This window comes from Paenibacillus sp. GCM10012306 (assembly GCF_042649265.1).
Classification (GTDB): Bacteria; Bacillota; Bacilli; order Paenibacillales; family Paenibacillaceae; genus Paenibacillus_AQ.
Genome location: NZ_JBHRYW010000001.1, coordinates 711,313 through 737,576, shown reverse-complemented (window position 1 = coordinate 737,576; position 26,264 = coordinate 711,313). Strand labels below are relative to the sequence as shown.

General features: G+C 50.7%; 29 protein-coding genes. 3 read left to right on the top strand and 26 right to left on the bottom strand.

Annotated elements, in window-relative coordinates; all coding sequences use genetic code 11:
* Nucleotides 1-35: 35 nt before the first annotated feature.
* The 20 genes from dxs to ACFORK_RS03160 form a co-directional block, all read right to left on the bottom strand.
* A complete protein-coding gene (gene dxs, locus ACFORK_RS03255) occupies nucleotides 36-1,940 on the bottom strand; it encodes a 1-deoxy-D-xylulose-5-phosphate synthase (RefSeq protein ID WP_379195542.1) in 1,905 nt (634 codons plus the stop codon).
* A gap of 97 nt (nucleotides 1,941-2,037) precedes the next feature.
* Nucleotides 2,038-2,982 (bottom strand): polyprenyl synthetase family protein, encoded by a 945-nt coding sequence (locus tag ACFORK_RS03250; RefSeq protein WP_379195539.1) that lies wholly within the window; start codon nucleotides 2,980-2,982, stop codon nucleotides 2,038-2,040.
* Nucleotides 2,969-3,223 (bottom strand): exodeoxyribonuclease VII small subunit, encoded by a 255-nt coding sequence (xseB, locus tag ACFORK_RS03245; RefSeq protein ID WP_379195537.1) that lies wholly within the window; start codon nucleotides 3,221-3,223, stop codon nucleotides 2,969-2,971. The genes ACFORK_RS03250 and xseB overlap by 14 nt, the downstream gene beginning before the upstream one ends.
* Entirely contained in the window at nucleotides 3,195-4,580 is a 1,386-nt protein-coding gene (gene xseA, locus ACFORK_RS03240) for an exodeoxyribonuclease VII large subunit (protein ID WP_379195535.1), read from the bottom strand. Before xseA ends, xseB begins: the two co-directional genes overlap by 29 nt.
* Before the next feature lie 9 nt (nucleotides 4,581-4,589).
* Nucleotides 4,590-5,447 carry a bifunctional methylenetetrahydrofolate dehydrogenase/methenyltetrahydrofolate cyclohydrolase FolD gene (gene folD, locus ACFORK_RS03235; RefSeq protein WP_379195533.1) on the bottom strand — a complete coding sequence of 286 codons (858 nt, stop codon included), beginning with the start codon at nucleotides 5,445-5,447 and terminating at the stop codon, nucleotides 4,590-4,592.
* Nucleotides 5,448-5,979: 532 nt separating this feature from the next.
* On the bottom strand, nucleotides 5,980-6,435 hold the full coding sequence (gene nusB, locus ACFORK_RS03230; protein ID WP_066363708.1) for a transcription antitermination factor NusB: 456 nt from the start codon (nucleotides 6,433-6,435) through the stop codon (nucleotides 5,980-5,982).
* 197 nt (nucleotides 6,436-6,632) lie between these two features.
* Entirely contained in the window at nucleotides 6,633-6,869 is a 237-nt protein-coding gene (locus ACFORK_RS03225) for a DUF2273 domain-containing protein (protein ID WP_379195530.1), read from the bottom strand.
* A gap of 15 nt (nucleotides 6,870-6,884) precedes the next feature.
* The gene (gene amaP, locus ACFORK_RS03220) at nucleotides 6,885-7,424 is read right to left on the bottom strand and encodes an alkaline shock response membrane anchor protein AmaP (protein WP_379195528.1); all 540 of its coding nucleotides are present in this window, start codon (nucleotides 7,422-7,424) and stop codon (nucleotides 6,885-6,887) included.
* Between the two features lie 75 nt (nucleotides 7,425-7,499).
* Complete coding sequence (locus ACFORK_RS03215; RefSeq protein WP_379195770.1) at nucleotides 7,500-7,913, bottom strand: Asp23/Gls24 family envelope stress response protein; 414 nt, start codon at nucleotides 7,911-7,913, stop codon at nucleotides 7,500-7,502.
* A 113-nt stretch (nucleotides 7,914-8,026) separates the two neighbouring features.
* Nucleotides 8,027-9,370: an acetyl-CoA carboxylase biotin carboxylase subunit gene (gene accC / locus ACFORK_RS03210; protein ID WP_379195526.1), complete on the bottom strand. Its 1,344-nt coding sequence runs from the start codon at nucleotides 9,368-9,370 to the stop codon at nucleotides 8,027-8,029.
* 55 nt (nucleotides 9,371-9,425) lie between these two features.
* The gene (gene accB / locus ACFORK_RS03205) at nucleotides 9,426-9,932 is read right to left on the bottom strand and encodes an acetyl-CoA carboxylase biotin carboxyl carrier protein (RefSeq protein WP_379195524.1); all 507 of its coding nucleotides are present in this window, start codon (nucleotides 9,930-9,932) and stop codon (nucleotides 9,426-9,428) included.
* Nucleotides 9,933-10,081: 149 nt separating this feature from the next.
* Nucleotides 10,082-10,969, bottom strand: coding sequence for a SpoIIIAH-like family protein (locus ACFORK_RS03200; protein ID WP_379195522.1), 888 nt, complete (start codon nucleotides 10,967-10,969; stop codon nucleotides 10,082-10,084).
* 31 nt (nucleotides 10,970-11,000) lie between these two features.
* Nucleotides 11,001-11,642, bottom strand: coding sequence for a stage III sporulation protein AG (spoIIIAG, locus tag ACFORK_RS03195; protein WP_379195520.1), 642 nt, complete (start codon nucleotides 11,640-11,642; stop codon nucleotides 11,001-11,003).
* A 46-nt stretch (nucleotides 11,643-11,688) separates the two neighbouring features.
* Nucleotides 11,689-12,456: a stage III sporulation protein AF gene (spoIIIAF, locus tag ACFORK_RS03190; RefSeq protein ID WP_379195518.1), complete on the bottom strand. Its 768-nt coding sequence runs from the start codon at nucleotides 12,454-12,456 to the stop codon at nucleotides 11,689-11,691.
* Nucleotides 12,457-12,540: 84 nt separating this feature from the next.
* Nucleotides 12,541-13,767 (bottom strand): stage III sporulation protein AE, encoded by a 1,227-nt coding sequence (spoIIIAE, locus tag ACFORK_RS03185; protein WP_379195516.1) that lies wholly within the window; start codon nucleotides 13,765-13,767, stop codon nucleotides 12,541-12,543.
* Between the two features lie 47 nt (nucleotides 13,768-13,814).
* Nucleotides 13,815-14,204 carry a stage III sporulation protein AD gene (gene spoIIIAD / locus ACFORK_RS03180; protein WP_379195514.1) on the bottom strand — a complete coding sequence of 130 codons (390 nt, stop codon included), beginning with the start codon at nucleotides 14,202-14,204 and terminating at the stop codon, nucleotides 13,815-13,817.
* 12 nt (nucleotides 14,205-14,216) lie between these two features.
* A complete protein-coding gene (gene spoIIIAC, locus ACFORK_RS03175; protein ID WP_379195512.1) occupies nucleotides 14,217-14,420 on the bottom strand; it encodes a stage III sporulation protein AC in 204 nt (67 codons plus the stop codon).
* A 13-nt stretch (nucleotides 14,421-14,433) separates the two neighbouring features.
* Nucleotides 14,434-14,952: a stage III sporulation protein SpoIIIAB gene (gene spoIIIAB / locus ACFORK_RS03170; RefSeq protein ID WP_379195510.1), complete on the bottom strand. Its 519-nt coding sequence runs from the start codon at nucleotides 14,950-14,952 to the stop codon at nucleotides 14,434-14,436.
* A complete protein-coding gene (gene spoIIIAA, locus ACFORK_RS03165) occupies nucleotides 14,945-15,946 on the bottom strand; it encodes a stage III sporulation protein AA (protein ID WP_379195508.1) in 1,002 nt (333 codons plus the stop codon). Before spoIIIAA ends, spoIIIAB begins: the two co-directional genes overlap by 8 nt.
* A gap of 83 nt (nucleotides 15,947-16,029) precedes the next feature.
* Nucleotides 16,030-16,293 (bottom strand): YqhV family protein, encoded by a 264-nt coding sequence (locus ACFORK_RS03160; protein ID WP_379195506.1) that lies wholly within the window; start codon nucleotides 16,291-16,293, stop codon nucleotides 16,030-16,032.
* Nucleotides 16,294-16,520: 227 nt separating this feature from the next.
* Here ACFORK_RS03160 and ACFORK_RS03155 point away from each other — a divergent pair, with 227 nt between their 5' ends.
* A complete protein-coding gene (locus ACFORK_RS03155; protein WP_379195504.1) occupies nucleotides 16,521-17,387 on the top strand; it encodes a YitT family protein in 867 nt (288 codons plus the stop codon).
* Between the two features lie 671 nt (nucleotides 17,388-18,058).
* On the opposite strand, the gene ACFORK_RS03150 is transcribed toward ACFORK_RS03155, so the two are convergent.
* The 4 genes from ACFORK_RS03150 to ACFORK_RS03135 all read right to left on the bottom strand — a co-directional run bounded on the left by ACFORK_RS03150 (nucleotide 18,059) and on the right by ACFORK_RS03135 (nucleotide 21,874).
* Nucleotides 18,059-19,312, bottom strand: a complete 1,254-nt coding sequence (locus tag ACFORK_RS03150) for an aspartate kinase (protein ID WP_379195768.1) — start codon at nucleotides 19,310-19,312, stop codon at nucleotides 18,059-18,061.
* A 273-nt stretch (nucleotides 19,313-19,585) separates the two neighbouring features.
* The gene (gene efp / locus ACFORK_RS03145) at nucleotides 19,586-20,143 is read right to left on the bottom strand and encodes an elongation factor P (protein WP_379195502.1); all 558 of its coding nucleotides are present in this window, start codon (nucleotides 20,141-20,143) and stop codon (nucleotides 19,586-19,588) included.
* A gap of 93 nt (nucleotides 20,144-20,236) precedes the next feature.
* Nucleotides 20,237-21,307 (bottom strand): M24 family metallopeptidase, encoded by a 1,071-nt coding sequence (locus ACFORK_RS03140; protein WP_379195500.1) that lies wholly within the window; start codon nucleotides 21,305-21,307, stop codon nucleotides 20,237-20,239.
* Between the two features lie 75 nt (nucleotides 21,308-21,382).
* Nucleotides 21,383-21,874: a YqhR family membrane protein gene (locus tag ACFORK_RS03135; RefSeq protein WP_379195498.1), complete on the bottom strand. Its 492-nt coding sequence runs from the start codon at nucleotides 21,872-21,874 to the stop codon at nucleotides 21,383-21,385.
* 159 nt (nucleotides 21,875-22,033) lie between these two features.
* On the opposite strand from ACFORK_RS03135, the gene ACFORK_RS03130 reads away from it, so the two are divergent.
* Both ACFORK_RS03130 and ACFORK_RS03125 read left to right on the top strand, forming a co-directional pair.
* Nucleotides 22,034-23,029 (top strand): DUF1385 domain-containing protein, encoded by a 996-nt coding sequence (locus ACFORK_RS03130; RefSeq protein ID WP_379195496.1) that lies wholly within the window; start codon nucleotides 22,034-22,036, stop codon nucleotides 23,027-23,029.
* 7 nt (nucleotides 23,030-23,036) lie between these two features.
* Nucleotides 23,037-23,378 (top strand): hypothetical protein, encoded by a 342-nt coding sequence (locus tag ACFORK_RS03125; protein WP_379195493.1) that lies wholly within the window; start codon nucleotides 23,037-23,039, stop codon nucleotides 23,376-23,378.
* Between the two features lie 65 nt (nucleotides 23,379-23,443).
* On the opposite strand, the gene ACFORK_RS03120 is transcribed toward ACFORK_RS03125, so the two are convergent.
* Complete coding sequence (locus ACFORK_RS03120; protein ID WP_379195766.1) at nucleotides 23,444-24,367, bottom strand: patatin-like phospholipase family protein; 924 nt, start codon at nucleotides 24,365-24,367, stop codon at nucleotides 23,444-23,446.
* Nucleotides 24,368-24,457: 90 nt separating this feature from the next.
* On the bottom strand, nucleotides 24,458-26,164 hold the full coding sequence (locus ACFORK_RS03115; RefSeq protein WP_379195491.1) for a family 10 glycosylhydrolase: 1,707 nt from the start codon (nucleotides 26,162-26,164) through the stop codon (nucleotides 24,458-24,460).
* Nucleotides 26,165-26,264 lie beyond the last annotated feature (100 nt).

The following is a 26,264-nucleotide window of genomic DNA, read 5'->3' as shown; positions in this document are numbered from 1 at the left end:
TGTTCAAAGGATGCGGGTTACAGCTTCCGGTCTTCTCAGGAAGACGAAGTGTTCTTATATGAAAAGGCGCGCAGCGCGCTCATCGACTTGATTCGTTTGCAGAGCGCCTCGACGGTAAGGCCCGCCACCTGACGCTGCTCCTTGATCGAGCCGTGCTCCACGAATACATCCGGCACACCCATTGGATGAACCCTGACATCGTATAGCTCATGCTCCGCATAAAATTCCAGCACAGCACTGCCCAAGCTGCCAGCTTGACTTGCTTCTTCCAATACAACCATGCTTGTTCCGGCATGAGCGAGGTCCAGCAGCATCGAATTATCCATCGGCTTCAGGAAGCGGGCATTGACTACACCAACTTGAATACCTTCACGCTTCAGCAGCTCAGCTGCTTCTTCTGCAAGCTGAACCATTGGCCCGCAGGCCACAACCGCGTATTCATCGCCCGGACGTACCCGTTCCCAAGTACCTATCGGTATGGTGTGCAGCTCTTCATCAAGCGGAACACCTGTGCCATTGATCCGCGGATAACGATAAGCAATCGGGCCGTCATTGTAATCTAGTGCTGTCTTCATCATATGGCGCAGTTCATTCTCATCCTTCGGCATCATCAGCACGATATTCGGAATATGGCGCATGAAGGCAATATCGTATACCCCTTGATGCGTCTCTCCATCAGCGCCGACAAAGCCGGCCCGGTCGATTGCGAACATGACATTGGCATTGTGGCGGCAAATATCATGCAAAATCTGGTCGTAAGCCCGCTGCATAAAGGTGGAATAGACCGCGAACACCGGCTTCATGCCCTCCATCGCCAGCGCGGCACAGAGGGTAGCGGCATGCTGCTCAGCAATGCCGACATCAATCATACGATCAGGGAATTCCTTAGCGAACGGGAACAGTCCCGATCCGCCTGGCATAGCAGGCGTAACGGCAATCAGACGCTTATCTTCACGACCCAGTTCGATCAATGTCTTGCCAAATACTTCGGTGTACATCGGATTGCCGACTGCTTTAAGCACTTGGCCGGATTCGATTTTGTAAGGGGAAATCCCATGCCATTTGTGAGAATCGGCTTCCGCCGGTTTATAGCCCTTACCCTTCGTAGTAAGCACATGCACAAGCACAGGACCGTTCACATTATCGGCCTGTTGGAAGGTCTCGATCACTTTCTCAAGATCGTGACCATCTACAGGTCCAAGATACGTAAAGCCCAGTTCTTCAAAAAGAACACCGGGAACCATCATATATTTAAGGCTGTCTTTCACCCACTCCGCCGTTTTGGCGAGGCGATCTCCGATCGCGGGGATTTTCTTGAGCAGTCCTTCAACTTCGTCTTTGGCGCGCAAATAGTGGCGGTCTGAACGAATCTTGCTCAAATAATTGTGCATAGCCCCTACATTCGGCGCAATGGACATTTCATTGTCGTTCAGAATTACCATCAGTTTACGCTTCTCGTGTCCAATATGATTCAGCGCTTCAAAAGCCATACCGCCGGTGAGCGCACCATCACCGATTACGGCAATCACGTTGTTGTCTTCGCCTTTCATATCCCGGGCCATAGCCATGCCCATAGCTGCTGACAGGGAGGTGCTGCTGTGCCCGGCCTCCCAAACGTCATGCTCACTCTCGTTACGTTTGACGAATCCCGAGAGCCCTCCATGCTTCTTGAGGGTATCGAAACGATCCTTCCGTCCGGTCAAAATTTTGTGGACATAAGACTGATGCCCGACGTCAAAAATGATTTTGTCCTGAGGACTATCATAGCAGTAATGCAGGGCCAGCGTGAGCTCCACGACTCCCAAATTTGGTGCTAGATGCCCTCCGGTTACAGACAGCTTTTCAATCAGGAAATGACGAATTTCCTCAGCAAGAACACCCATTTCTTCGATTGATAGCATTTTCAACTGCGCAGGCTCATTTATTTGTGGAAGCAGCACGTGTATTCCCCGCTTTCCTAGTTGTTGTAAAATATATAAATCCCATTATAACACAAACGAAACGGCTGTCGAAGTACAGCCGTTTCCGTATTTGATTCTAATGATCCCGCTTCATGAGATAATCGGCGATCTCCAACAGCCGGCTAGGGTCAGTGAAACCGCCGTCCAGCACGGCTTTCCGGGCTGTCATCGTCAATCTCTCCACCTCGGATTTCGAAGCCTCAATCCCGATAAAAAACGGATATGTGACTTTTTGCTGCTCGATATCACTTCCTGTTTTTTTACCAAGTTTGCCTTCGTCGCCGATCAGATCCAGAATATCGTCCTGAACCTGGAAGGCCAGTCCAATATTTGTTCCGAATTCCCGCAGGGCGTTCAGCTGCTGCTCATTCGCACCCGCGATCCGTCCTCCCGCCAAGAGCGAGAAGATAAACAGATCACCAGTCTTGTGCTCATGAATGTAACGAAGCTGCTCCAGGCTGGTTAAGCCTTGTTCACCCTCCATATCGGCCACTTGACCGCCAACCATCCCACGTGGACCGGCCATTTCAGCCAGTTCCTCTACGATGGCAAGCGAGCTCTCCGCCGGAATACCATGACGCCGTGTGGCTTGTACAATGCTGTAGAACGCGTGGGTCAGTAGTGCATCTCCGGCCAAGATGGCTGTCGCTTCACCGAACACCTTGTGATTCGTCAACTTACCGCGCCGGTAATCATCATTGTCCATAGCTGGCAGGTCATCATGCACTAGTGAATACGTATGTACCATTTCGATGGCAGCAGCTACAGGCAGCGCAGCAGAGCGTGATCCACCCAGTGCTTCACAAGCCGCGACGACAAGCAGTGGCCGCAGGCGTTTGCCCCCGGCCATCAGCGAATACTGCATCGCCTTATGCAAGTTATCAGGAACAAACCATGCCTCAGGGATGGTTGTCTCCAGTTCAGTCGTGACCAGATCATTAATTATCGCAATATAGGACTCAATGGGTTCCCGCAGGGGCTCCCCGGCGATCCCTTCGGGATTGCTGTCAAAAGGACTCATCGCTGACCCCTTCCAGACCGCCAAACGGCTTCTTGCGCAGTTCGCCGTCTTCTTCTACAATCATCTCAATCTTGCGTTCTACCTGCTCCAGCTTGTTGCCGCACAGCTGGGACAGTTTCATACCCTGCTGAAATAAATCGATGGCCTTTTCCAGGGGGACATCGCCGTGCTCAAGCTCCCGCACGATTTCCTCCAGACGGTCCATTGCTCCTTCAAAATCCAGTTCCGCTTCCTTTGTCATCGTCTTTGCCATCCTCCTTCATTCCCCATACCTGGCAATTCAGTTCACCATCATTCAGCTTGACCACCACAAGGTCGCCGAGTGCTACATCGTTCAGCGATTTGACCAAGTGCTGTTGTCCTTCGTCGTAGACGAGGCTGTAGCCTCTCGACATAACTTTGAGCGGGCTTAGCGCGTCGAGGTGGCGCATTTCCGCCACAAATCTCGAACGCTTGTCCCGCAGCCGTGCCCCCATAGCGCCGATCAGTTCACGGCGCAAGCCTTCGGCGCGCTGCCTGGCGGCGATCACGCCGTCACGCGGGTGGAAGCGCTGCAGGCTGTGCCGCAGCACCGCTTCCCGCTCCCGCGCGCGCCCTAAGCGCGCATCTGTCGCGTTTGCGAGCCGCTGGCGCAGCATGTCGAGCTGCTGCGCATGCTGCAGCAGATACCGGCGCGGGTTGACCAGCACCGGCGACCGCTGCAGCGAAGCCAGCCGCTCGCGTCCGCGCTGGGCGCGCCGCTGCAGCCCTTGGCGCAGCCTGCGCTGCTGCTGGCGAAGCTGCGCCGCCAGCTCGGCGGCATGCGGCACCGCCAGCTCAGCCGCAGCTGTAGGCGTCGCCGCGCGGAGATCGGCGGCGAAGTCGGCAATCGTGAAGTCGGTCTCGTGGCCAACGGCCGAGATGACCGGGATATTCGATGCCGCAATCGCACGGGCGACGATCTCTTCGTTGAACGCCCAGAGCTCCTCCAGGGAGCCTCCGCCGCGCCCAACGATTAGCACGTCAGCTTCACCCATCTCGTTCAGGGTCTTGATCGCCTTTACGATGGAAGGCGCAGCGCCTTTGCCCTGCACTGTCACCGGATACAGTACAACCGCGGCTTGCGGGTATCTTCGCTGAAGTGTAATCATAATATCCCGCACAGCTGCGCCGGTCGGAGAAGTTACAACCCCGATGCAGCGGGGCATCCTTGGCAGTGGAGACTTGCGTTCCGCCGCGAATAATCCCTCCTGCTCTAGCTTCGCCTTCAGCTGTTCATAAGCAAGATACAGACTGCCGATGCCATCTGGCTGCATGTGTGTTGCATAGAACTGGTATTGCCCATCCCGCTCATATACAGTCACATTGCCCCTGGCAATGACCCGCGAGCCTTCCTTCGGTACAAAGGGGAGTCGCTGATTATGGGACGCGAACATGATCGCCTTGATTCGGCTGCTCTCATCCTTCAGAGTGAAATACATATGTCCGCTGCCGTGATGTGTAAAGTTGGAGATTTCACCACGTATCCATACATCCGACAGAAGATGATCCGAGTCCAGCTTCATGCGGATGTAACGGTTAAGTTCCTTAATGGAATAGACTTGCCGCTCTGCCGCCATGATTTCTACCTATTCCAGTCCGTGACGGCGTTTAGCTGCAATCAGCGTATTCCCCATCAGCATTGTAATCGTCATAGGGCCCACACCACCCGGTACAGGTGTAATATGGCCAGCAACTTCTTTCGCGCTTTCATAGTCAACATCCCCGGCAAGTTTGCCAGAATCCAAACGGTTCATACCAACATCAATGACGATAGCGCCTGGCTTAACATAGGATGCATCAATGAAATTAGCACGTCCAATCGCAACTACCAGGATATCAGCTTGGCGGCTGAGTTCCACAATGTTGGCTGTACGGGAATGACACATGGTCACTGTAGCATTCTCACGTTGCAATAGCAGGGATACCGGCTTGCCGACAATATTACTGCGACCGATGACCACGGCATGCTTGCCGGAGATCTCGATTCCTGTACGCTTGATCAACTCTATGACACCAGCAGGTGTACATGGAAGAAGGCTATCATCGCCAATAACCAGATTACCCACATTCACCGGATGGAAACCGTCAACATCCTTCTCCACAGCAATCGCATCAATAACGGCTTTTTCTTCGATATGTCCTGGCAATGGCAATTGCACCAGAATCCCGTCAATGTCGTCACGCTGATTCAACTGTTCTACCAGTGCCAGCAGCTCTTCCTGCGAAGTCGAGGCATCTAGTCTATGTACTTCGGAATGGAAGCCCAGACTAATACAGGATTTCTCCTTATTGCGCACATAAACCTGTGAAGCCGGATCTTCCCCTACAAGCACAACGGCAAGACCTGGCTTTACCCCGCGTTCCACAAGCCCAGCAACCTCCCGGGCAATGTCGATGCGAATTTCGTCGGATACTTGTTTACCACTGATGATTGCTGCTGTCATGAAAATCTCTCCTCTTTGGTAGGCTTTGGTTGATTTTATATTATAAATTGAACCTGTTTTGGGGCTCAAGTCAAAATCAGAGGTCAACATTAAAGTTCATTCCTGATTCTAAGATAATTCCTAGCTCTACACAAAACATGGCGTGCTCTCAAAAACCTGGCTTGCAAAGCGTTGCAAAATGCAGGGTCAGCTTGTCTCCTGAAGTCTACCGATGCATTCCTCGTGTCTACTGACAAAAGATCGATATCCTAAATAATGGTAATATCGTACCTTAAAAGTCGGGAATTTCGAGTGTAATGTATATTAAGAGCAATAACCGCACTTAATCTAAAAGATTCGCTTCTCTAAAGCTAAAGTGAACCATTTTAGGGGGCGATAATGCTCCTAAATCATACATTCGCCTGTTTCCCGCCTAATTAAGGGGCATTTTGGAGCTTATTTCCCACAGCGACCTTCAATAGTCCGTGGTTCCTCATATCTAAGTGATTCCTCACAGTCCATGGTTCCCCACAGCATCCTCACCTTAAATTACTTATTGGAGGTGATCAGCTTTAAGCGTGTCCAGTTCCTGGATCATTTTACCCAGTACCCCGTTCACGAACTTGCCGGAATCCTCGGTACCAAAGTGCTTGGCTAGATCAATCGCTTCGTTGACCGATACCTTGGCAGGCACATCGCTTGCGAATACCATTTCAAAAGTCGCCAGACGCAAAATCTGACGGTCCACCCGCGACAAACGGCTCATTTGCCAGCCCTTCAAGTAATACTCCAGCATGTCATCAATCGCTACCTTATGTTCCCATACGCCATTCACATGATCTACTACATAGTGCTTCAGTTCAATCTCATCGGTAATGACACGCTCCGTCTCATTCTCCTCCGAAGCCTCTTCCAGCAGCATTTCTACCGCTTCAGCACTGTCCACATCATTCATTTCCATTTGGTACAGGCTTTGTACAATAATCTCTCTCGCTAAACGTCTCTTCATGTGTTCCTCCTAAAATCTTGTTTCGCATATCTTTATTTTAAGCCCAAATTTAGCACATTCTATCCCTATATAGGACACAGATTATTACAACTGCGGCAGGAGTCTTCTCTCCACAAAAAAACCGCGTGATCTTTCTTCCGGGGCAACGAACATCAGCAAACCTACAATTCCTGCTTCGGGAGAAAGACTATCGCGGTTCATTTGAAAGGACGCCAGCGTCCAGACAACCACTCCACCAGCTCCTGCCATCTAACCAACAGAGACTGCGCGTGATCGTCCTTCCTTTTGCCAAGCGTATATCCGATGAACACTACCAGTGCAAAGAACAGCATATCCCAAAAACCGCTAATCAAATAAATCAAACCGAGAATGATCCCGAAGGTAACTCCGGCGATCCTACCCCCGTGACTTTCCCATACTTCTCTCCAGGACATAGGGGAAACCCACCTCTATTCCACTCGACTTTTGAAGCTTGGAGACTGTGACAGGTTGGCAATATATACGGACACATCCGCGACTGGTATGCCAGTCGTCTCCTGCACGAAATCGTGCACCTGACGCTGAACTTCCGTGGTCAGCAGCGGGAGCGAATGCTCTCCGTCCACCACCGCGCGGATCATGATTTCAAGACCCGCCTGAGAGACGCGAATACGCGACTTCAGGTCACGAATGCCTTTCACCTTGCCGGCAGCCTTAAGGCTGAGGTTCTCAATCGTTTCCATGGAGATCTGGATATCTCCGTACTCTGTGCGCTGATCCACCGAAGGCAGGGTTGCCCGGTCACGTCGCATCGAGATGTAGAAGAAACGAATGCTGAGCAAGAACAGGATCACCGCGATCGTGATCGCAACAATGTAGACTGCCGGCCCATCCTTAATCTCCACCGTTCTAGGGATGGCCCCGCTCAAGAGGAGGATGGCTATTGCAGATAATATTCCGATGCTAAGGCTGTAGATGAAGAGCAGAAGCCTGTCCAAAATTTTCGCCACGAGTCTCATAACCTCCTTAAATTAGAGTAAACCCTCGACGTTGCTGTCGGGGGTTTATAGAAGAACGGGTGGCTTTTATTTCACACGAACCACAGCTTCAACATCCTCGTTCTTTTCTACAGTGGTGCTCTTGAACTGCACATCATGAATATGAACATTGACTTCCACAACGGTAAGTCCAGTCATGGTCTCGATGGAACGCTTAACATTGCGCTGAATCTCCGCAGCTACTTCAGGAAGACGGTTGCCGTACTCGATGATTACGGATACATCTACCGCAGCCTCGCGTTGTCCAACCTCTACCTTTACACCTTTGGACAGGTTCTTACGTCCGAGAAGTTCCACAATACCTCCGGCAAATCCACCGCTCATGCCGGCCACACCTTTAACTTCTACGGTTGCCAAACCTGCGATTACCTCGATTACTTCCGGGGCGATTTGGATTTCACCGATTTCAGTCCGTTCAAATTCCGTCGGCAATGTACTCATATTAGCCTTCACACCTTTCAACATGTTGTTCATGATTTCAAGCTTAAAGCACGTCTCTTATTAAACATACTATATCATTTGGCGAACTTTATGACAAACAAAGTACAGTCGTCCTAAACTTCATACTCTTCCAGGAATTTGATATCAAAGTTCCCATCCAAGAACACAGGATGTTCGAGCAGTTTTTGATGGAACGGAATAGTCGTATGGATTCCTTCCACCGCGAACTCGCCCAGGGCGCGCTTCATCTTCGCAATGGCTTCCTGACGGGTTGGTGCCCAGACAATCAGCTTTGCAATCATGGAATCATAGAAAGGCGAAATGGTATACCCAGGATAAGCGCCGCTGTCTACGCGAACACCAAGACCTCCTGGTGGCAGATAGAAGCCGATTTTGCCCGGAGAAGGCATGAAATTCTTCTCAGGATCTTCGGCATTGATTCGGCATTCGATGGACCAGCCGTCAATGACAATATCCTCTTGCTTGAATGAAAGCGGATTGCCTTCAGCAACAGAAATCATTTCCTTGATCAGGTCAACACCGGTAACCATTTCAGTAACTGGGTGTTCGACTTGAATCCGGGTGTTCATTTCCATGAAATAGAATTTACCATCCGGTCCGAGTAGAAATTCCAGTGTACCTGCTCCGGAATAGTTCACGGCAAGCGCTGCACGTACGGCTGCATTACCCATAGCCTCACGAATTTCCGGTGTCAGTACGGCGCAAGGCGCTTCCTCCACCAGTTTCTGACGACGGCGCTGCACGGAGCAGTCCCGTTCACCCAGATGGACCACATTTCCATGCTTATCGGCAATAATCTGTATCTCAACATGCTTCATTCCCGTCAGGAATTTCTCCAGATAGACTCCGGCGTTGCCGAAGGCCTTCTGTGCTTCCTGCTGGGCTGCAGTAATCTGCTTCACCAGGGATTCTTCATCCTCAGCAATCCGGATGCCCTTGCCTCCGCCGCCCGCTGTTGCCTTGACGATGATCGGATACCCGATCTCACGGCCCAGCGCTATAGCTTCCTCTACATCACCCACAAGGCCATCAGAACCCGGGATGACCGGAACTCCGGCCTGCTTCATGGTGTCTTTCGCCACAGCCTTGTCACCCATACGCGTAATCGCTTCCGGGGAAGGCCCGATAAATGTAATGTTGCAAGACTCGCAAATCTCAGCAAAGTCAGCGTTCTCCGCGAGAAAACCGTATCCCGGATGGATCGCATCGCATTCGGTCAACGTGGCAACACTCATAATATTTGTAAAGTTCAGATAGCTGTCCTTGGATGGCATTGGTCCAATGCAGTAGGCCTCATCTGCCAACCGGACATGCAGTGAGTCCCTGTCGGGCTCGGAATAGACTGCCACGGTGGAAATGCCGAGTTCACGACAGGCCCGAATAATGCGGACCGCTATTTCTCCACGGTTGGCAATCAGCACTTTTTGAATGTTCATGCGTTTCCTCCCAAAAGTATTGCGGAGCCTTAAGCTCCGCATGATTTACAGCATATTATTCCGGTTTGACCAAGAACAATGGCTGGCCGTATTCCACAAGCTGGCCGTTCTCGACCAAGACGGATACGATTTCGCCTTTCACTTCTGCTTCCAGTTCATTCATCAGCTTCATAGCTTCGATAATGCACACTGTTGTCTTGGCATTGACACGGTCGCCGACAGATACAAACGACGGCGTTTCAGGAGATGCGGCACTATAGAAGGTACCCACCATCGGAGACACGATTGTATGTAGTGTACTTTCTGCAGGAGTAGACGGAGTCTGCACCTGACCAGGTGTCTCGATCACAGTCGGCTGCACCGCTGGTTGTTGCGGAACAGGCTGTTGCAGAACAGGCTGCGTCAGAGGATAGGCATAAGGAACCGCTGTTCCGTCGGCCTCAGGGCGGTTCGGTTTGCGGATAGCCAGTTTCATTCCTTCGTTCTCAATCTCCAGCTCATGTACGGAGGATGTCTGGTCCAGCAATTTGATCAATTCCTTAATTTCGCTTAATTTGAACATAAAATCAGTTCACTCCTTCAGCTTTCTCTCGAAACCGCTCTTCTTCGCGGACAAGATAACTTTAAGTATTATATCATAAACGCTAGAAATGGAAAGAGCCCGGGATAACCCGAGCAATTTCGCTATTTTCTTTGCTTTTTTTTCATAGCTTATTGCTGAGAGATGTACTGTACGCTGACCTTGTCTTGTGTAACGCTAAGTTCTTTCATGACCAGGTCCACAATGCCCACCGCTTGCTTCACATCCAGCTTGTCACTCAGAACGATCACTTTGTAGAAATTGTTGCTGTCTTCCTTGACGACGGCTTCCCCATATTTTTGCTGGAGTTGCTCTTCGATGGCAGTTATTTTGGATTCTTTCTCTTCTAACGCACTAAGCTGCTGCTGAGCTACAGCGTTCTCAGCCGGTGTTTTATCCATGTCATTGATCATAGCCATCAGATCCCGTTGCTGCTTCACATTCTTTTGCTCACGCTCGTACAAGTAGTTGTTGAAGAAACTGCTTGCGGAGACACTTTGGGAGGCGACTTCGTCCAGAATATCAGCATCTTTTTTAGCTGATGTTTTCTCGCCTGCTGCGGTTTTCTTATCGGCACTCTTGTCGCTGCCGCTCTTGCTGTCAGCAGTTGATTTGTTACCGTCAGTGTTTATATCCGTTGCAGACGATTTATCGGCTGTTTTGTCTGAAGCACCGGATTTTACCGATTCATTATTCTTGTTATCAGTAGCCTTGCTGCTGTCTCCTGTAGTCGCTGCTGTGCTGTCATCTAATGTTGCAGGGTCCTGTACAGCATTCTGAGCGGTAGTTCCCCCATCGCCGGTAACATCACCTTGTGTCACAACTTCATTAACCTCGAAGCCTTTATCAAGCGCATTATTGGGAGAGTTTCCCTTAGCTGCGCCATCCACCTGCATGCTGCCTGCCGTCTCCTTTGGAACCGAAGCACCGGAGTCCTCTGTGAACAAATAATATGCGGATAATACCACCATCAAGCTGAGCATCGATACTAACCAAATCGTTTGTCTTTTGCCGTTCATTCCTTATTCCTCCTTTTATGCTTTCCTTCTTCTATTCCTGCTTGCGCGGAACTACAGAGATCTTGTAGCTAGGTACATTCAGTCCTTTCTGAACGGCTTGCTCAATCAAGCCCCGAACGACCTTGTTCTCTGCTCCTTTGGCTACCACCAGCACACCGCGCACCTGAGGTTTGAGCCGCTTGGTTATGATCGGGGTCTGATCCCCGGACTGAGAGTAGGTTACGATCTCGCCGTCCCTTGTGTACTGTGTCGTATGGCGTTTTCCCCCGTTGGCATCCGTCTCTTCACTAAGCTGCTGAGAGTCTTTGACATCTCGCTGCACGACGATCTCCTCGGTAGAATCAACGGTAACCATAATATCCACTGTCCCCACACCGACGATTTTCTCCAGAATTTCCTTGGTGCGGTCCTCCATGGCTTGTTCTATGCTGGAAAAAGAATTTGCTGCCCCAGGATCAGCCTGCTGGATTGTAGCTTGTGAACTGCCGGTACTGGGCGGCTCCCGGCCCGTATTCTCACTGTCGAGCTTCTTCACATTCACAAAAGAATTGAAGAGCATAATCGCCGCGCCCAGCAAGCCCAGAATAATCAGCCAGCGGAATGTATGACTCCGCTTTGGGCTTCCCGCTCCACCCCCGGCCCACTGTTCCAGCTTTTTCAACCAATTTCCCATCCCTGTAACCCCCCTTCATTGTTTGGCATACTCTTCATTCTTCGCCTTACAACTTCTTGTCGCTTACGTTTTGATCTTGTATGTGGATGACCTCCGGATTAAGGTCCCATTTTTGCTTTAGCAGTTCAGTGATTGACTTCGCTTCTTTCGATGACTCTCCGCTCTCTTCGACACTGCCCTTTGCTCCCGCCTGTCCGGTCTGGGATGGCACTGCACTTGGTGTGCCCCCTATAGATACCTCTACGGCTTCCACAGGAGGGATGACAATCGGCTGGGAGACTGCTGCGCCGGAGGCACCTCCCTTCCCTGCCTCCGTCCCTGAGGGGGAAGGGGCTGCAGGCAGCGCTACCGTTACGCCTGAAATCATCGGGACATCCTCGCCGCTGCCCTCAGGGGGCTTGCCCATGGCCAGCGAGACAGTCACGCGAACACCTCGGACGCTTGTCTCGCTGATAATCTGCTCTCGCATCTGTCCTGCTACTTCCTCAGCCGCCAGCTTGAGGCTCTGCTCCTGACGGCCCTGGGCTAACTTCTGTCCGTCCGCCAAAATTTTCTCCAACGAATCTTCCCCTTTACCTGTGCTTGAGAACAGGCCACCAGTCTTCTCCTGCTGGCCTATCGCCATGCTTAGCTCCTTGGCAGCGTCTCCCTTCAACAAGGAAACGACGGGGTTCAGCAGAGTGAGTAGGATCAACAGGCTGAGCACCAGTCTGGCATAACGCTCCATAGATTTGCTTGGAAGGAGCAACTCCACGAAAGCAGCCAGCAGCACCACAAGGATGATCTCACGCAGCCAATCGCTTAACCAGGTCATTGTCTCCCTCCCAAAAGTGTGTTACATGTCCAGTACCCCTGAAATCCTTAGCTACAATCTGGGTTCAGAGACACCAATCTACACTCACCTCATCATTACCGTGACATTGCCTGCGGTCAGCATAATGGTGACGGCCAGGAAGAACATGAGCGAGACCGCAGCCAAGGCGGCGAACACATACACCATACTTTTTCCAATGGTCTGCAGGCAGGATACAATCGGTGTCTCGCCGAGCGGCTGCATCACAGCAGCAGCAACATTGTAGATGAGAGCAAGCACCAGGATTTTGATCGCCGGGAATGCACAGAGGAACAAAATAATGATGACTCCCGACAACCCAATGGCGTTCTTCACCAGCAGTGAAGCGGAGATGACGGTGTCCGTAGCATCCGCGAACATTTTGCCGATGACCGGAACGAAATTTCCCGTTATATACTTTGCAGCCCTGATCGTAACCCCGTCAGTGACCGAGCTGGTAATGCCCCTGACGGATATGACGCCCAGAAACACAGTCAGCAGTACCCCCAGCAGCCCGGCACCGATATTGCGCAGCAGATTGGCCAGTTGGGTAAGCTTGTATTTCTCGGACAGCGAGCTGACCAGATGCAGCACGGCCGAGAAGAATAGCAGCGGGAAAACCACAGTGTGAATTAAGGTACCAACCGTATGGATCATGAACACGATCAATGGATGCGTGACTGAGACTGTGATGATATTCCCCATGGAAGCAAGAAGCGCGAAGAGCAGCGGAATCATCGCCATCATGAAATCAATCATCTTATCGATCGCATCCTTGGCATAACCGATAGCAATATTGAAACTGTTGACGGCAATGACGAGCACTACCATATAACAGAGGGTATACGCGACTTTACTGACGGTTTTACGTTCAAAAGCGGTCTGTAGCGTCTCCAGAATCATACTCATCACACTGATCATGACAATGGTGACGAGGAGCTTGCCGTTATAGAGTACCTCGTGCCACATGTACCCTCCCAGGCCTGACAGCACCCCTTTCATGCTGAGTCCCTTGTCTCCTGGTAGCAGCATATCCATAAGGGTAGGGGTGGCCCCGTCCGGGAAGAATCCGCCGTAATCCTTCATCAGCTGATCCCAGTATTGGTCGACTTTGTCCTTGGGGAGACTCTCCACCTGGCTTTTCACCCATTGATCCACCGGTGTTGAGTTCCCATCAGGAGAGGATGCTGGCGAAGCAGCGGCGCTCCCGGCACACCACAGCATCAGGAGGCAGGGGAGCAGAAGCAGTATGCGTTTGAACGGTGGAGGGCGAAACTTGCGGCGTTCCGGCATGACTTCTCCTCCCTGTCCCTGTTTCGCGTTCGTAGTTCTTTAAGACCCTATGCGGGTAAAAGCTTCATAACCGTTTCGATGATAATGCTAATGATGGGCACGGCCAGCACCATGATCAGTATTTTTCCGGCTAGCTCAATCTTTGAGGCAATCGACTCCTGGCCTGCATCACGCACCACCTGAGCGCCAAATTCGGCAATGTAGGAAATCCCGATAATTTTGAATATGGTCTTTAAGTAGATCATTTCCATGCCAGAGGATTCGGCGATCCGCTCCAGTGTGGAGAGAACCATCCCGATTTTTCCAATCAGGAACAGAAAGATCAGAACACCTGTGGCAGCTGTGAGCAGGAAGGCGAACATCGGCTTTTGTTCCTTCAGGACGAGTATCAATATGGTCGACATGAGCCCGATCCCTACAACTTGAATGATCTCCATGACACGCCGCGCCTAATGAAAAAGAAAGATCGTTTTGATTTCCTGGAGCAATCCGTCCAGCATTCGGATAACCATGAACAGCACGACAACGAACCCGATGACTGTGACCCAATGGGCGATATCCTCTTTACCCATCTGCTTCAACACGGTATGAATCATGGCGATGATGATGCCAATGCCGGCAATTTGGAAGATGGCATTCACTTCAATATTCATTCCTGGCACCTCGCTAAAAGATCAAAATGACGATCAATGCTCCAAGCAGCAGACCCAGGCTTTTGCTCATAGTTTCGTATTTGCCTTGATCCTCTCTGGCCGCTGTCTCTTCCTGCTTCAATTGCTGCAAAGCCAGCGCGATATGGTTGCTCTGGTTCGACCTGTCGCTTGTGCCAAGCGTACAGCTTAGCTGCCTCATAATCTCTTTCTCCGCTACCTTCAACGCTGCGGCCTTCCAGTGAACCTCCATCGCCCGGCCGAAGGCCTCCTCTGCGCTGCGATCATGCGGCGGTGACATTTCCTCGGCAGCTTGGACGAACAAGGCTCGCAGCGGTTCCTTGCACTGCTGTCCGATCCGCCGCAGCGCTTCCGGCAATGGTGTAAAGCCGTACATAATCTCCGTCTCCAGTCGCTGCAGGGCGGCGATCAGGCCACGGATATTCCGGGGGCGGTCGGCATACTGCCTGGCCCGTTGGAACCCGGCCAGTGTGCCGGCTAACACGACCAGCACGGCGCCGAACAGTTTAAGCATGGCGTTCACCGCCTATCCGCTCCCCCGGGGAGCTTGGCAGCAGCGCGCGTTTCTGACCGTCCAGGATGCGGAAGGATAGTCCCGCCTCACCGCGGCGCAGAATCACATAACGCTCAAACATCTTGTGCTCGATCAGGCTACCTAATCCCGGTCTGCGGGCCAGCTCGGCCACTTCCTTACCGTGAGCGGAAGCCACGACCGTGATGCCTGCGTGCAGTGCTTCAGTTACCGCTTCGGCATCCTCCGGACGGCCAATCTCATCAGCAATAATGACGTCTGGAGAAAGCGAGCGAATCATCATCATCATTCCTTCCGCTTTGGGGCAGCCGTCCAAAATGTCGGTGCGTGGGCCTACATCGAAGGCGGGAATTCCGCGTCTGCTCCCTGCAATCTCGGATCGTTCATCGACGATACCAACCTTGAGACCTTGCCGGACTCCATCCTGTCTGTTCTGACTACCGCCTGAGATTTGTCTGGCGAGATCGCGCAGCAGTGTAGTCTTGCCATGCTGGGGCGGGGAAAGGATCAGCGTATGCAGCACCCGCATTCGACCTTTGTCCAGCAGATAAGGCAGCACCGCGTCCGCCACACCTGGTACCTCACGTGCGATGCGCACATTGAATCCGGTGATATCGCGCAAATGCTCGACACCGCCCCCGCTAAGCACCGTTCGCCCAGCCAGTCCAATTCGATGCCCTCCAGGAATCGTAATGAAGCCCTTTCGCAGCTCTTCTTCCATCGTATACAAGGAATGGTTGCTGATCAGATCCAGCAACCGATGGCTGTCCTCGCGATCCGGCCGATAAGCTTCGCCTGGCTTTTGTGTGAGGCTACCATCGCCGCTTAGAAAGTGGTACTTGCCGGAATAGTTGATTTCGAGCGGCCGGCCTTCGCGGACCCGGATTTCCTCTACCGCCGATAAAAGCTGTAAGGGAAGGCTTTTTAGCAACACTCTTACTTTTTCAGGGAATAAGTGAAGCCACTCATTTGCCATACACGCTACCCCCAAGTTGTCCTCTACTTCTTCTGCTTTAATTCATATTTATGCTTGTACCGGTCAAATATGACTATCATCTATCATTTTTTTAGAATTCCAATTAAGAGAAAGGCAACACCGCAACCAATCCAGCCTAGCTTGCCCCAAGACAGTTCCTGTGCCATCCCGGTGAGTCCAATCGTCGTGGTTAGAATTAGGATCGTGGGGCCTACTAAAGCCAGTGTAGAATTAACGGCCAGTGCCTTATCCACCTGATTAAGCCGCAGCATAATCAGCGCAGCTATAATCTCGGCGCTCCCGGACAACATTCTAAGTACTGCCATCCAACTTACATACTTGTCCAAATCTGTTCATCTCCTTTTGACAAGATTAATAACACTCCTACTTCCTTGGAATCATCTACTTCAAGCCATTATTCATGGATATGCGGGACAGGCACGGATTAGACAGGAAAGATAGGGAAGATTAAGGGGAGGATTGTGAAACAAATCATAGTGATCATCTCGATAAGAAAATATCATCGGTATGATAAATTTATTTTTACACGAGAAAAAAAGAGGGGATCATCATTATGCATGTTCGAAGTTTATGGGCAGGACTAACTGGCGCAGTTGCTGTGAAGCGGGCGCGAGAAGTGGTAATTATTATTATCTCGGCCTTCTTGGTCGCCAGCGGACTGCGTCTGTTTCTGATTCCGCACCAGTTGTTAAGTGGAGGTATAGCCGGGGCAGCATCGGTAGTCGGGTATCTAACCAATCCGAAATATATCACTATATTTTATTTTGCAATGAACTTACCGATTTTGGTGTGGGGCTTTATCGCTGTGGGCAAGAAGTATATCTGTCTAAGCATGCTCTCGGTGGTGGCTACAACCTGGTTCATGACGATTATTCCCGTGGTGAAATTGACCAAGGACCCGATTCTGGCCAGTATTTTCGGTGGGGTAATTATTGCCTGCGGGGTTGGATTCGCGCTGCGAGTCGGTGGTTCCTCCGGGGGATTTGATATTCTTGGCTCTATTATTACCCGTAAGCACGATATTCCGATGGGCTCGATCCTGTTCGTCATGGACGGGGTTGTGATTTTGAGTCTCGGTTTCTTCAAAAGCTGGGATTCGGCCCTGTATGCCATGCTCTGCATCTTCGTCAAAAGCCGGGTCGTGGATATGATTCACATCCGCCACATCAAACTGACCTGCTTCATCGTCACCAAGGAACGGGAGAAAATGCTGAACCGGCTCACCCTTCTGCCGCATGGGGTTACCGTAGTGAATGCGGAGGGTGGTTACAGTCATGAGGGCAACACCATGCTGATGACGGTCACAACCCGCTATGAGCTGTCGGAGCTTAGAAAGACGATCCTGGAGACTGATCCGAAAGCCTTCGTCAATGTGCTGGAGACGGTAGAGATTCTGGGCCGGTTCAGAAGGCTTGCCTAGCAGTGCGGAGTGATCCGATAGATTCAGATTCGAGTTTTTTCAAAGAGTGCAGCCGCTATATAGAACGTATTAAAAAACAAACATAGCCAAGAAAAAGAGAGCTTTATAAAAGGTTCAAAGTGTAATTAATGGCATTTTCGCACCTTAAATCCTCTGCAGCTAGGAGGTAGTGGAGATTAAGTGCAATATTGCACCTTAAATTCTTGAGAATACACTGTCCAGCATGCTTTTTCAAAAAATAAGATGCAATATTGCCCTTATTTCCCTAATTTGCTTTTATTGAAGAAAAATAAGGTACAAAAATGCTCTTAGTTGGGGAGTAGTCCCTCTTTTTCACTGTTAAGACGACTGATGAAGGGGAATGTAGCGCTTCTAGCGAAAAATCTGTTGACAGTCTAAATTCCGGCGCCAGCTCTCCTTATAGAAGGCTGCTTTCAGACGTGCTCTTTCAGGCGAGCACTTCAGGCGAGCACTTCAGGCGAGCACTTCAGACGAGATCTTTTCGACGAGCACTTTCTATCTACACAGTCCCAAGCTTCCCTGTTCGCGCATCTTTGCTTTTGGTTAATTTCTTTTGTTCGTATTACATAGTTCCACATAAAACCATAAAAACAGGGATGCCGGCAGCCGTAATGGCTGCTGACATCCCTGTTTGTGCGTTCACGTATAGCTTAACGACGGTCCTGTGGGCCGCCCACAAAAGCTTGCTCAGTGGTATCCAAATTATAGGCGGTGTGAAGCGCCTGAATAATATTTTGCAGATTGCCCGATTCAATGACACAAGATACTTTGATCTCGGACGTACTAACCATCTTGATGCTAACGCCTTGTCTCGAGATAACATCAAACATCTGTGCGGCCACGCCAGGATGGCTGACCATACCAGCGCCGACAATGGATACCTTGATAAGATTATCCTCGGAGGTCACTTCACGGTAAGGCAGTGCGCTATGCAGCTCCTTAATCACTTCCTTAGCACGTTCCAGATCATCCAGCGAGACGGTAAAGGAGAAATCTGCATGCTCCCCTTGTACGCCGCTCTGTACAATAATATCCACATCAATGCCTTCTTCAGCCAGCTTGCCGAAGACTTGGGCCAGTACACCCGGCACATCAGGCACTCCCAAAATGCTGATCCGCGCCACGTTCTTGTCGTAGGCAATACCGCTTACCACTACTCCCTGCTCCATGTTTGTTTCCTCCTTCACAACAGTACCTTCATTATGGTTAAAGCTTGATCTGACGACCAGCTTGACTTGGTGACGTTTAGCATACTCTACAGCACGCGGATGCAGAACAGCAGCGCCCAGATTGGCGAGCTCCAGCATCTCGTCGTAAGAGATTTCTTTCAGTTTGCGCGCAGTCTTCACGATCCGCGGGTCGGTTGAGTAAATCCCGTCGACATCAGTGTAGATCTCACACACATCCGCTTTGATCGCCGCCGCAAGTGCAACAGCCGTTGTGTCAGAACCACCGCGACCTAGCGTGGTGATCTCTCCGTTCACCGTCATCCCCTGGAAGCCGGCAACGATGACAATCTGGTTCTTCTCCAGCGACTCCAGCACGCGGTCAGGCAAAATTTCGTTAATGCGAGCCCGTCCGTGCGTTTCATCTGTACGGAATCCAGCCTGCCAGCCTGTATAGGACACAGCGTCCCGGCCAATCCCATGCAGTGCGATAGACAACAAAGCCACAGAGATTTGCTCCCCTGTAGTCATCAGCATATCCATTTCACGCGCTGGTGGCTGAGCGTTCAGCTCCTTCGCCTGATCAATCAAATCATCTGTCGTATCGCCCATGGCGGATACAACTACAACACAGCGGTGGCCCTCATCTTGCTTCTGTGCAATACGTCCTGCGACCCGCTTCATGCGTTCGATGTCGCCAACGGAGCTGCCCCCGAATTTCATGACATAAAGTGACAAAGTCTCATTCACTCCCTATTTCGGTCTATGTAGTATCTAACTTTCAGTTTCCCGCTTTAAATCAGTATAATACGAAATTAGTGTTATGCGTTAATGGTTTCACAAAAAAATATCCGGGCAATTCTTGGATTGTCCGGAAACAGGCCCCTTACAAAAGGATTTTAACAGGAATTTATTTGTTTTGGAAACCCAAACACGTACAAGCCCCACCGCTAATGCAGGGGGCTTGTACGCAATAAAATCTTATATGGAACATAGCTCTTGACTGAAAGACTACGCGCGGGAGATGTATTTACCTTCGCGAGTATCGATCAGAAGAACGTCGCCTTCGTTGATGAACAAAGGTACTTGTACGGTGTGACCAGTCTCCAGCGTCGCGGCTTTAGTAGCACCTTGAGCGGTGTTTCCTTTAACGCCTGGCTCAGTTTCAGTAACCTTCAGCTCTACGCTGGTAGGCAGGTTGATCCCGAGGATCTCGCCTTGATAGCTCACGATGTTCACAGTCATGTTCTCTTTCAGGAAGTGAAGTTCCCATTCAAGCTGCTTGCTGGACAGTTCGAACTGATCGTAAGTTTCGTTGTCCATGAAAGTGTGCTCCGAACCGCTGGCATACAGGTACTGTACACCACGATTTTCGATGATGGCGCGACCGATGGTTTCGCCTGCACGGAAAGTACGCTCAACGGTGTTACCGTTGCGCAGGTTTTTAAGCTTGGAGCGTACGAATGCCGCACCTTTACCTGGCTTAACATGCTGGAAATCAAGAACGGTGAAGATATCGCCGTCCACCTCTACGGTCAAACCTGTTTTAAAATCGTTAACTGAAATCACAAATACCCCTCCTGAAATCAATAATTATAATGGAACCCTGATGAGAAAATATAGTCTTCCCGTTCGAAAGCTACTCATGGGCTTAAAACCGAATTACAATACTGTATACTCTTTGGACGAGTGCGTCAGCAGCGCAATGCCGCTTTCCGTAATCACTACATCATCTTCAATGCGTACGCCGCCAAGACCCGGCAGATAAATCCCCGGCTCCACGGTAACTACCATGCCTGGCTCCATAATCTCATCACTGAGCTTGGAGAGACGCGGCCATTCATGCACTTCCATACCAAGACCATGGCCTGTGCTGTGTCCGAACTGCTCGCCGTAGCCATAACGCGTAATGATATCACGCGCCAGTGCGTCGCATTCACGTCCAGTCATGCCAGGTTTGATATTGGCCAGCGTATGTAGCTGAGCTTCCAGCACAATATCATAAATCTCTTTCAGCTTCGGATCTGGTGATCCCAGCGCAATGGTCCGCGTCAGGTCGGAGCAGTATCCGTCAAGCAGAGCACCGAAGTCCAAGGTTATGAACTCATTGCCCTTGATCACACGGCTGCTCGCCACACCATGCGGCATCGACGAACGTTCACCGGAAGCCACGATCGTATCGAAGGACGAAGACGTTGCCCCATGGGTACGCATGTAGAATTCCATTTCCAGATCCACATCACGTTCGGTCATGCCCGGTTTGATCACATTCAGAATATGGCGGAAAGTATCATCCGCGAGCGCGCCAGCCCGTCTCATGACAGCCAGCTCTTCTTCATCCTTGTAGGTGCGCAGGTTCTCAACAGCCTTGGATACCGGAACCAACTCAGCCGGCTTCAAAGCATCCGCATAAGCTGTATAAGCGCTGTAAGCCACATGATCCTGTTCAAAGCCAATACGCACATTGTTGCCTGCTGGCAGCAATTCACGTACGGTATCTAGAAACTTGGAAGCGTGCTCTACCACTTTTAATCCGTTTGATTGATCCGCTGCCTGTGTCATATACCTGAAGTCTGTCAGCAAATATGCATCATCACCTGTGACGAGTACATAGCCTGACGATCCGGTAAATCCGCTCAAATAGCGGCGGTTGATGTCGCTGGTAATTAAGATCGCATCCAAACCCTGATCCAGCAAAGTCTTGCGCAGCTTGGAGACACGCTTGTTGCCCATTTTCATTCTCCTCTCAAAATAGCCACATTGTATTTTAACATAGGGTTATGCCCTTGAGAAGTTTTTTTGAGGCGTTTAAGTAAGTATGCTCTTCTGTTCCCGCTTACGCTCATCTGTGTACTCCATTGCAGTGGTGTAGCCAATAAACAGTCCCCAGAGTAAAAATACGCAAAATTCACTGACCACTGAATTCCATGGCAGCCGGAATGGCCGCTGTAACAGGAAGAGCCAGGAACCCGCCAGGAAGAGGCCTGCCCACCAGAGTATGCCATAAATCATCCCCGGCCACGGGCCCTTTAACCAGCGTAGTGCGAATACATAAATCAGGGCAGCGATCACCGACAGAACAATAAAGAACAAGTAACCGATCAGATGGCCCGCCGGCTTCAGCAAGAAGTCATGCTTGAAGAAAGGTTCTGCCAAAAAAGCAGGAATGACCTTGGTAAAGCGCAGTGTATACATGATCCAGCGGGCACCTCCCCAGATGAATCCGGCAAAAAAGCCCAGCTCCACGGCAAACACAAACCGATTTGTATGCACGGTCTTCTGTTGTTGTGACTTGCTCATCTTGACTGTACACCCTTTCCTCATTGGTTTAATGAGGCCTAAACATCCTTATCCTCACTCTAATGGATAGTATGTACAGTAAAAGCCGATCCAACTAGTAATGTCCGTAAAAATTAGTTACAATGAAGGATATACAAATATATTACAACGGGAAGGTGAATGCGGTTGTCCCAGGAAACTCCAAGCTACGGCGGCCAAGCCGTTATTGAAGGCGTCATGTTCGGCGGCAAGCATGTTAACGTAACTGCCGTACGGCGCAAGAATCAGGAAATCACATTTTTGGAGGTACCGAGGAGCGACAAAAGCTGGGTCGTTAAACTGCGCAAAATCCCGCTGCTTCGCGGCCTTGTCAGTATTATAGATGCCAGCGCCAAGGGCTCCAAGCACCTGAATTATTCCGCAGAATCTTATGCCGAGGATGAGGTAGAGCCAGAAGAAGCCGCCAAACCTAAGAAGAAGGATAAGGAAGAGGGCTGGAGCCTCGGGATGATTTTTGGCGTCGCAGTCATGGGTATTCTTTCGTTTATCTTTGGCAAGGTGATTTTCACCCTCGTACCGGTATTCGTTGAAAGTTTCTTTTTTAAGAATGCATTTGATAACTATGTTTTGCACAACATCATAGAAGGTGCCATCAAGCTGATTCTGCTGCTCGTCTATCTGTGGGCGATCTCCCAGACACCGGTTATCAAGCGGCTCTTCCAGTATCATGGCGCGGAGCATAAGGTCATCAGCGCTTTTGAAGCTGGTGAGGAATTGACCGTGCGCAACGTACAGAAGTACAGCCGCCTGCATTACCGCTGCGGAAGCAGCTTCATGATGCTGACGATTGTGCTTGGCGTCATTATTTACTCTGTAGTTCCATGGGATAGTCTGTGGGAACGTGTCATTCAGCGGATTATTTTGCTGCCGGTGGTTATCGGGGTCTCCTTTGAAGTCTTGAAGGGAACGAACGCAGTACGCGACATACCAGGATTGAAGTACCTGGGCTATCCGGGTCTGTGGCTTCAATTGCTCACAACGAAGGAGCCTAAGGACGAACAAGTAGAGGTATCTATCGCTTCCTTCAACCGCATGCGGGAGTTGGACGCAGAGATCGAAGCAAAGGGTTATGCGGGAGCAAGTGTGTCAGGCATATTGGATCCGGCGAAAGGATGAGTGGCCTATGAAAAGGCATGCTTTGATTTTTTGGAGTGCAATACTGCTGGCAGCATTCGGAGTGGTGAACGCGATCATCGATAGTAATTGGAGGGCGTTATCTGAACTGATTATCCCGGTTCTCTTGATCGCTGTGATCTATTATTTCTTCAAAAAACGGTCTTATGGCGGAGGCACGCGTGGATCGAAGATCAAGGTTAAGCCCTCCCAGAAGACGATGGCCAAGGTAGCTGGCGCAACTGGCGCCCGCAAGAGCCAGGCCTCGCCTGGCAAACGCAAAAGCTATCCATTCCAGGTCATCGAAGGCAGCAAGGGCAAGAACGATGATCACCTACCCAAATATCATTAATGCAAAAAAGGCATCTCCACGTTAGCTTGTCACGTGAGAGATGCCTTTTTCATTAAGTCTGCTCTTCAATGCGGCCGCCAGCCCTTGAAGAACGCCTCGCCCGCCTTGAATCCAGAATCATATAGCTTGTCACTTAGTTCCGGTGTAATGTCAAATTGGGTCGTACCGACCCCCAGCGTGGGAATTCTTACAGTGCGGTCAAGCTTCTGCTTCTCAATATACCGTTCATCATGGGCGGATAGCATGGTGGATATCATCGCCTGCAGCATCGTGAATGGACCGGTAATCCGGTTCGGCTGAGGATCTGCCCTGCCTATCATTCTATAGCCGACAACAGGAGCCAGTGGACTTGCAGACGGTCCGCTATTTTCCTGGAACAACCATAACGGAAAATTACTCAGCAAGCCGCCATCTACGATGTACACGATTTGCTCTCTAAATCGCTTGCCTTTCGCAGCCTCTCCACTTAATCGCAGCATGACCGGATCGAAGAAATAGGGAATACTGCAGCTCATGCGCACCGCTCTCGCCACGCTAAACTGTTCCGGCGATATGCCGTAGTCCTTAAGCCCATCTGGAAGCACGACAATCCGCCCATTCGTAATATCCGAAGCGACAATGTACAATTTACCGCGTGGCAGATCGCCGAATGTACGCACCCCCTTTTGTTCCAGGATGCCGCGAATCCACGATTCCAACGCTTCGCCAGAATACAATCCTTTCTTCAGCATCACCCGCAGGGCCGGACCGACAATGCCGGTGTTGAAGACAGGTGCCCGCTTCAGAAACATCGTGAAGGCTGTCTCCCTAATAATCCCGCTCATTTCCTCCCCGTTATAGCCTGCGGCAATCAGGCTGGCCACAATGGAGCCAGAAGACGTCCCTGCCACTTTTCTAAAGGTACGTCCTGCCCTCTCAGTTGCCGCTACAGCACCCGCCAGTGCAATCCCCTTTACTCCCCCGCCTTCAAATACAGCATTAATAGCCATAACCATAGAATTACCCCCGTTCCCATAGATCTTACTGCTTATCTATGAGCACGGGGGTACATTCATGACTTATAAGGGATAACTAAAGAATCAGGGCTTAAAATAAAATGTCAGCAGGCTTGAAAGGCCAAACGGATCTCTGACAACAATATCATTGGCGCGGAACATAATGCTTCCCGCCACCTCATTATATTTCTCGTTATATTTCAATTGATTGATAATCTGCTGACCGCTCTGCCATTCCGCACTTTGGTCGCTGGCCCCTACTTTATAAGCTGCCAGGCCGATGTAGAGCTTCACGTTAGTGTTACCTACCTCATTCACCCACCAATCCACCAGCTTGTCATACCGTGCGGCGTTGAAAGACAGACTCCAATAAATCTGCGGAGCAACATAATCGATCCAACCCTGCTTGACCCATGTCCGCACATCGGCATACATGCTGTCATAGGCGGTTACGCCTGCGGTGGTATCAGAGCCAGTGCTGTCCATCTTGATGTTGCGCCAGACGCCAAACGGACTAATGCCATACGATACCGATGGCTTGGCGCTGTGAATCTGTGACCCAAGTTGGCGAACGAACTCATTGATGTTGTCCCGGCGCCAGTCGTCCTTCGATACGACTCCCTTGGCGTTATAACTCTTGAAGGTTCCATCATCGGAGAAGGTCGTATTCGACGGATAGAAATAATCGTCCAGATGAACGCCATCAATGTCATAGCCATTGACGACTTCCATTACCGTATCAATAATATGCTGACGAGCCTCAGGCACCCCTGGATTTATGTACAGCTTGCCTCCAGCATTCACTATCCATTCAGGATGAGCTTTAACTACATGATTACTCGCAAGGCCTGTAGTTGAAGCATCCGTTGTAGCCCGGAACGGGTTGAACCAGGCATGAAATTGCATACCGCGTGCGTGTGCTGCACTGACCATATAGGCGAGCGGGTCATAGCCCGGGTCTTTGCCTTGCGTTCCGGTCAATACCTTCGACCATGGCACCAGGGACGAAGGATACAGGCTATCTGCAGAGGGTCTAACCTGCACGAAGACTGCATTAAAGCCCACTGCCTTCAGCTTGTCCAGCAGATTATCAAATTCCTGCTTCTGCTTGTCGATTTTCCCGGCGGAAGATACTGATGGCCAATCCAGATTGAAAACAGAGGAAATCCATGCGCCTTTCATCTCTTTGCTGACCCCGGCCCCAGGTAACGGAACATTTGGTACTGTTCCAGTTGGTGATGGCGTCGTCGTTGGTGCTGGCGTTGCTGTAGAAGCTGGTGTCCCTGTAGGCACAGGTGTAGAGGTAGGTGCAGTCGATGGTGTCGGCTGCGGACCTGAGGATTGCGGCGGCTCTGCCCCTGTATACAAGGAAATATGCTTCGTTACTTGATCCCATACCACCTGCAACCCGAGCTGTTCACTGACAAAACGCAGTGGTACCATTACCCGCCCCTGCTTCACCTCTACGGTGGATTCTAGGGTTATAGCTGTTCCATTCACGAGGGCGTTCTTCTGGCCGCTAGTCAGCTTGATTACCGTGTCGCCCTGCGTGATCGTAGCTGTCTTACTGTTCTGATTCCATTCAACGCCGGCGCGCAGCCCTTTACTAATAACGCTGATAGGCACCATTGTCACATTCTTTGGTGTGATATAAGGTGGCACATCACTGACCAGTGCCTCCCCATCCAGTTCAATCGTAATCTGAATCCCCGCTGCACGTATCCCTACAGAAAACAGCGGCAGACTCAGGATGATTACCAGTAATCCAAGCATCCATTTACGGTATTTCATAATTCCTCCCCAATCCAAAAAGTGTGGTAAAAAACAAAAAAACGGAGTCATCCTAAAAAGGACGGTATCCGTTTTGACGTAAAAAACTGGGAAAGGTTGC